Genomic DNA, 5,514 nt, shown 5'->3' with positions numbered 1-5,514 from the left:
GGCAGGTCTTTTGCGGCAGTGATCGCCCCCGGCCCGGACCCCCCGGCAACCGTGAAGATCAGATCGGTTCCCTCTGAATACATACTGCGGGCAAGATCCCCTGCTTCATCCGGCATCGTAAAACCGCTGTCGTCATCGGCCAGATAGATGATTGATACCTCTGCATCAGGATTCATGCTATATACTCCATCCATAAACCCGTCGGTGAAGGAGCTTATAACCGGGGCATCCTTCGCAGCGATCACACCGATCTTATTGGTCTTTGTCTGGTTTGCTGCAAGCACCCCGGCAAGATAGCTTGCCCCGTACATTGAGAAGGAGACCGAACGGATGGCGTCCCCCCGAACAGATCCCGCATCGATGACGACGATCGGCGTCTCCGGATACTTCTCTGCAACGCTCTCTGCATACCCGCCCATCAGATCTCCGAGAATCAGCACCAGATCCGCCCTCTTTCCCTCCTCGCCGATCACCGGATCCTGCCTAAAAGATCCATCCCAGAGTATCTCACGTGAGATGAAATCAATGTCATCACGTGCCCGGATCAGCCCAAGGTATGCGGAATCGAGGTACCCGAAATCTCCTTTCTCCCCGATATAGACGAAGGTTACAACCGGCCTCTCAGGGCCCGGAACAAACAACAGCAGAGCCCCTGCAATGCAGATAAGGATGCCTGCAATGATAATTGAACTATAGACTCTCTTCATGCAAAAAGAACTCCGCAATGGGTATATTCAGGTCAGTTGTATTCCCGGCAATGATCCGGGGGTGCGATCCTGATACCCGGTCGTACGTCATCTCGTAGAGTCCCCGGAGGGTCTGGTCAGGATGCTGAACGATTATGTCTGTCATGCTCATCGAAAAATCATTTGAGAGCCATTGCCTGAGGGTGATGTCATACTCAGCCCCCTTCGACGGCTCATGGTATGATGCTCCTGTCATGAAGATAACACCCGGAACATCAAGGCCGATGCCCATACTCTCTCCATAACAGGCTTCAACCACGATCAGGATACGGGAGAACCTCTCCTGTTCCATCATCTCCCTGAGCGTCTCCTGGAACCGCGAGCTTGTGAGATGATCGCCATTTGGGAATTCGAGGAATCCCGGCCCTCCATGACCTGTAATATACAGGAGCAGGTTGTTCTCTCCATCACTATCCAGTCCGAACGGGATCTCAGGGCTGCTCTCTCCAAGGAGGAATGATACAAATGCGTCAGAGGTGATCGGGTTCTGTGTCACCGTTGCCGGGATATAGATGTTCTCACCCCCAACCCGGTGATAGAGTTGCCCTGAATCGGGGTTCATCGCTAAAAATGGCACATCTTCCTGGCTGATCACGACGATATTCTCCCCGGAAATCCCGTTCTCAAGGAGCAGCGAGTACATATATGCGACATCTGCCTGGTGCCGGTAGTTCTCCCAGTCTGAAGAGGTGGTTACCAGGACTGCACGGGGTTCCTTTCCCTCCTCCAAAGTGAAAGCCTTCTCTCCTTCAATCATTGTCCCCGGCATCTGGAAAACTCTCTTTTCCCCAAAAGATCCCGGAATATAGGTATTTGAACGGAAATCAAGATCTTCAACCCGCCAGTGTACATACCAGGTAACAAGCGGCTCTCCGGGTTGATCCAGGTGATACTCAAGCGGCCCCGATGCGCCATTCAGGTCGGGAAGCCGCCCGGATCGGATCATCCGGATCGCAGCTGCCGCACCCTGCCGATCCCATCCGTAAATGCCGTCCTGTCCCGAAACGACCGCTTTCATCGCTTCTGCCGGAGATTCGGATGGGACAGCCTCCATCCGGGCAAGGGCGGCAACGGCGAGGATGAGGGAGTCATAGGTATGGGCGGCATAATCGTCAGGCATTCTGCCAAAATGCTCTTTGTATGCGACAAAGAACCCGGTCTTCCGGTCAGCTGTCGGGCTGATCCCCTCGGTTCCCTCCGCCAGTTCTCCTGCTGCCTCAAGGAAGGTGCCTGTCCTGACTGCATCGGTGAAGATAAGGCGGGGAGAATTGTCTTCTTCATCCATGATCCGGATCACCTCTGCGGCATCTGACCCACGGGCAGCGACGATGATATACTCGGGATTTGAGAGGCAGGCAGCAGCTACCGCCTCACCGGGATCCCCTCCCCTCCTGATGGGAACTGTTGCTGTAAGCCCGATCCCGGACTCGATGGCATAAAACGCAGCCCAGTCCTGGAATGTCTTCCCATAGGTACTCTCCTCGTACAGCAGTGCCGCAGATCGAACTCCTTTCTCTTTTAAGATAGTGAAAAGAATCCGTGTCTGGGCACGATCCCCTGTCGTTGTCCGCCAGATATACCCAAACCTTGAGAACATCCTCAGAAGATCCCCGGATGTGGCGGAGGGGGTGATCAGGAGCTTCTTTGCCCTGATAAAATCCGGTGCGATCAGGAATGCCTCGTCACTGGTGGCGGGCCCGATAACCACCCTGATTGACGGATCCCCGATCATCTGCCTGGCAGCCGCCATGACCGGCACCTCTGCCGTATCGATAAAAACGAGTTCAATCCTCCGCCCGACACCCTCCCGGTTCAATCCCGCAACAGCCCACTCAAGCGTCTCGAAGTACCCCGAATCATCATCACCGGAACCGGGGAGGAGGACGCCGACCCTGTATGGCTGGGCAGACTGCCAGGAGAGATATGCGCCTGCTGAAACGAGGAGAAACAGGAAAATTATCACTCCTATCCGGCATTTCCGGGATGAGATGAATGAAGTGATAGTGGACATTCGTTATTCTTCATGTAACGGCAAGGGATATAGCGGTATCCAACCCCGAAACCTCTATCCAACCAAAACGCCGCATCCCTGCGGCCTCATGATCCTCCCCTGTCTTCTCTCAGAAACAGGCAGAACCAGAACCCTTATTCTTCCCGATATCCTCATCCTATCTGAATGAAGACGATCTCCCTCCTTGTAATCCCAGTCTGCATCTTCTGCCTCCTTGCCGCCGGCTGCACCGGCTCACCCGAATCACTTGATTCTTACCAGAGCAGCTACTCGTACGAGGCTACCATCAGCTTCACCGAACCGCTCTATAATGTGACACTCCTCCTCCCCTATCCCTCACCGGGATTTGATCCCCTCCTTTCTGATTTCTATGGCATGCCTGAGGATTGGGAGGCTGAGGTGATCACCATCAATGGCACACCCTTCCTCTCGATCACAGCAGCAGAGATGATTCCTGAATATCGCGGGATGCCGATCGCTATCGAGCCGGGGCAGGAGGAGAATCTGCCGCCCACGCTTCCCCCATCAGATCGCTACAGCGAAGAGACACCGATCCTGATGCCGGAGAACCTCGGAATCCGGTATGATCCCGGCAGGACGGTCCGGACGAAGCATCCTGAAGGGAGCGAACCGCTCCTCCCCTACACCCCCTCTGAAGGTGGATGCACCATTCTGGGTTTGCAGGGGGAGCCCTGCACAGCAATCACAAGCCCCATCTCTCTCTCCTATGAGTCCACTCCAGACACAAGCGTCGAGGTCTGGGTTCGGTTCTCAGGCAGCAACGAGTGGTGGAGCCTGGGGTGGAGCGGGAATGGCTACTCCCAGCTCTCGTCACTTCAACTCACTGGTCCGCATGACGGGTGGAATGAGATGCAGGGGGATATGGTGACTGGAACCGGGAGATACTAAATCTCTCTTCCGGCAGCCCTTTCCCCCTCCTCTTTCTGAATACTATTATTATGTCAGCGGCAGAGAGAGGAGCGTATGAAAATTCTGTCAATTATTCTCTGCCTCTTCCTCCTTCTTGCCGCTGCAGCTCCTGCTGTTGCTGCAGAGCAGGGGGGGAGGCCGGATCAGGTGGCGGGCGCAAAGGGTCCGCCGGATGACACGGGGAACCAGTCTGCGGGACCGCCGTCTGTAACGCCTGCACATGCCGGTCCTCCGGTGGAATCGCCGGGTGCAGCAGTCAGTGTGAGAGTTTTAGCAAATACTTCCCGCCGTCCGGAGAATCCGGCAGAACTGAGAGAGATGATCCGGGCCCGGCAGGAAGTACAGGCAGAGGGGATGCAGGGGCTCCCGTTGCAGGCACGGGCACGGTATGCCCATGAGAATCAGGTCAGGACTGCCGTTTTTGCCCTCCTTGCCGCTGAGAATATGACCGGCATCGGCCCGTTCGTTGCCGAAGTTGCCCGCGAATACAATGCCTCGGTCAACTCCCAATGGGGAGATGAGGTGGCAATGGAGCAGAGATCCGGTATCATGCTGGCGCTCTTCGGCGGTGACAGGGAGGCGGCTCAGCGGATCAGGGTACAGGCAGAAGAGAATGAGCGGCGGATAGCAGAGGTTCAGGGCATCATCCTGACAAGCTCTTCAACCGATCCGGCGCTCTCAGCGATCCTCCTTGAACAGCTCGGCCAGATGGAGGAGGAGCAGCTCCGCCTCATGGAGAGGGTGATGGTAGAAGAGCAGAAGAGGGGATTCTTCAGCTGGATCTTCGGCTGAGAAGAATCCATGGAAAGGCAGGGCAATCCCCCATCATACATCTTTTTTAGTCTATGGGTCAACAGATACTGGTACATTGCCACACCTGTTCTCTGGTAATGTGATCCAGAACAGGGCCTGTAGCTTAGTTGGTTAGAGCGCCCGGCTCATAACCGGGCGGTCATGCGTTCAAATCGCATCAGGCCCATCTCTTATAATCCGCTCCATGCTTCATCCTCCTCGGGTAAAAGCCAGTCCTGAATGAGTGTCGACTCACGTACGGTAACAGTTTCCTGAATGTTTCGTTGGCTCCGGGATTTGAGAAAACGGATGAATCCAAGGACTTCATGGCATGTACCGGGTGGGAGATCGTTTAACTCACGTAGGATCTCCTCTTTTATCTGGCTCACTCTCACATCACCTCAGGTATCGATCATCTGGCAGCTCTACTGATAAAGTTCTCTTCCGAATCTGACTGGATTTAGTGCAATAGGCGCGCATACAAAATCCCTCCCATTACTGCTCCATCATCCCACCGGATCACGGGTTGCCAGAAAAATACTGCATTTTTCTTCCGATATCCATGAGATCCAGAGCAATGCCTCATCCACCTCCAATCCACAAGACGCTGATCCTTTATCTTCTCCCGCTCCAAGTGGGGTGTATGAAGTGCCCGGTTTGTGGTGATGACTGCGTCTCCGATGCCTTTGACCTGATCAATACGATGGAGACGATCTTCTCGCCCTGTCCCCGGTGCAGGGGCAGGCATCTTGACAAGAAGATTCCTCCGCCAGATTATATCCCTCCCGATACCTGCTCCTGCGGGAAGCGGTTCATTGATGATGTGTATGCGGTGATGTATAGGATTGGTGTTGAGGAAGGGGATCTCAACGGTTCCGAGCCGCTGAAAGAGGTCGGCACACCACTTATTAATCCCGGCTTTGTCCTGCATGAGGCGCCATACCTGCCCCGCCACTCGCTCGTCCTCCTCACCGATCAGCTCGGGAAAAAAACCGCAGAACGGATCATCGCCGAAGTGCCGGAGGTCAGGGGGAT

The 5,514-nt window shown here is 54.9% G+C and carries 6 protein-coding genes, 1 tRNA gene and 1 pseudogene; 5 read left to right on the top strand and 3 right to left on the bottom strand.

The window, feature by feature from the left end:
* Together QCH34_RS05750 and QCH34_RS05745 are read right to left on the bottom strand one after the other, a co-directional pair.
* On the bottom strand, positions 1 to 707 hold a 707-nt coding region (locus QCH34_RS05750; protein WP_300331517.1), incomplete at its 3' end, for a BMP family ABC transporter substrate-binding protein.
* On the bottom strand, positions 691 to 2,709 hold the full coding sequence (locus QCH34_RS05745; RefSeq protein ID WP_300331514.1) for a C13 family peptidase: 2,019 nt from the start codon (positions 2,707 to 2,709) through the stop codon (positions 691 to 693). The genes QCH34_RS05745 and QCH34_RS05750, both read right to left, overlap by 17 nt.
* A 25-nt stretch (positions 2,710 to 2,734) precedes the next feature.
* Here QCH34_RS05745 and QCH34_RS05740 point away from each other — a divergent pair, with 25 nt between their 5' ends.
* The 4 genes from QCH34_RS05740 to QCH34_RS05725 all read left to right on the top strand — a co-directional run bounded on the left by QCH34_RS05740 (position 2,735) and on the right by QCH34_RS05725 (position 4,666).
* Positions 2,735 to 2,926, top strand: a complete 192-nt coding sequence (locus tag QCH34_RS05740) for a hypothetical protein (protein WP_300331510.1) — start codon at positions 2,735 to 2,737, stop codon at positions 2,924 to 2,926.
* On the top strand, positions 2,923 to 3,666 hold the full coding sequence (locus tag QCH34_RS05735; RefSeq protein ID WP_300331507.1) for a hypothetical protein: 744 nt from the start codon (positions 2,923 to 2,925) through the stop codon (positions 3,664 to 3,666). Before QCH34_RS05740 ends, QCH34_RS05735 begins: the two co-directional genes overlap by 4 nt.
* 75 nt (positions 3,667 to 3,741) lie before the next feature.
* Positions 3,742 to 4,479, top strand: a complete 738-nt coding sequence (locus tag QCH34_RS05730; protein WP_300331504.1) for a hypothetical protein — start codon at positions 3,742 to 3,744, stop codon at positions 4,477 to 4,479.
* A 113-nt stretch (positions 4,480 to 4,592) separates the two neighbouring features.
* Positions 4,593 to 4,666, top strand: a tRNA-Ile gene (locus QCH34_RS05725).
* A 4-nt stretch (positions 4,667 to 4,670) separates the two neighbouring features.
* Here the strand turns inward: QCH34_RS05725 and QCH34_RS05720 are convergent.
* On the bottom strand, positions 4,671 to 4,868 hold the full coding sequence (locus QCH34_RS05720; protein WP_300331499.1) for a hypothetical protein: 198 nt from the start codon (positions 4,866 to 4,868) through the stop codon (positions 4,671 to 4,673).
* A gap of 254 nt (positions 4,869 to 5,122) precedes the next feature.
* Here QCH34_RS05720 and QCH34_RS05715 point away from each other — a divergent pair.
* Positions 5,123 to 5,514: pseudogene (locus QCH34_RS05715) on the top strand (hypothetical protein); the annotation flags it as partial.

The organism is Methanocalculus sp. (assembly GCF_029762515.1).
GTDB lineage: Archaea > Halobacteriota > Methanomicrobia > Methanomicrobiales > Methanocorpusculaceae > Methanocalculus.
The sequence above is the reverse complement of the archived record's forward strand: the minus strand, read 5'-3'. Positions and strand labels throughout refer to the sequence as shown.